General features: G+C 34.2%; 1 protein-coding gene. It reads left to right on the top strand.

Translation table 11 applies throughout. The features are described from left to right. Window positions 1-241: 241 nt before the first annotated feature. A complete protein-coding gene (locus ACP4IT_RS12575; RefSeq protein WP_024855730.1) occupies window positions 242-1,018 on the top strand; it encodes a hypothetical protein in 777 nt (258 codons plus the stop codon). Window positions 1,019-1,160: the final 142 nt, after the last annotated feature.

Raw genomic sequence — 1,160 nt, 5'->3', positions numbered from 1 at the left:
TCCTTTGATTCGGTCCCACTGAGCATCTTCCAGTTCGTATCGTTTAGGTGTTGTCATCGGAATGCCTCGATTCGTTTTTCCTCAGATTATACCTGAATTTTTAGTTTTCAGACAGTCCCTAGTAGGACACGGACAAAATTTGAAAGAAGGCTTTAAAACTTGGTGACGTAGAACAGTAAGGCGCTTGATAATTATAAAAATAATAATACAAATGCAAACAAATAAGAAAGAAGATTTTATAATGTTGAAAGTTATACAATTATTTATAGGTCAATCATGGGAACTAATTTTAAATATCATCCAATGGATTAGCATTAACATATCGGTAGGTTGGTTAGCATTCGGATTAGCAGTAATAACATTTTTAAGAAATCGTCACAGGAAGCTGAGACAATCTTTTGAATACTCCTCAGGAAACAACAATTTTGAAACAGCTATTTCCATATATAATGACAGTTTAGGAACTGAAGCGTCTCAACTGCTAGGAATAATGGTTACAGACAAGAAATTCTATCTATATCGAAAGTTGTTGCCATACATCATTCGAGTAAAACTTAGATTGTGCAAAGACAGCAATAGTAAGACTACGCATACGACAAGGTCTTGGACATATCGCTTATTTTTATTGTTTATAGATAAGATAAAGTCTAAGAACTATAAAAAGCAATATGAAGATAAGGACTTATATCCTTACCTTCAAATGGTGAATATCCAAAATGGCGATGAAATTGCGGCGACTGGTTTTATTCCCATCAAAAGTCACGAAATGAGAACTATTGTTATTCCTAAAGGGCGCTTTTTAGACGCAGTTAAGAATCGTCTTACGTCTAATTATAAAGCATTAAAGCGCTTCGTTAATAAAAAGCCCGTTTATATTTATTTCATATATCAGACCATGAGTGGCACAGTGAAGGAATTTGTCGTTGAAACAGATTATCAAGACTCCTTGGGAAAAGATTTAGATATGGAATATTTAACAAAAATTCTTGCTGTTCAAGATAAATATAAAACAAAATAAGTTCATATCAAACGGCCATTAGGGTATACCCTATTGGCCTTTTTTGCTTCTGTGCTATACTAGGAGTTACGAATGTTCATTAGAACTGTCCAAAAGGAGAACTGAAAATGGCTAAAATCGGTTATGCGCGCGTGAGTTCCAA

This window comes from Levilactobacillus sp. LN180102 (assembly GCF_050106635.1).
Classification (GTDB): domain Bacteria; phylum Bacillota; class Bacilli; order Lactobacillales; family Lactobacillaceae; genus Levilactobacillus; species Levilactobacillus brevis.
Note: the sequence above shows the minus strand (reverse complement) of the source record. Positions and strands in the feature narration are given on the sequence as shown.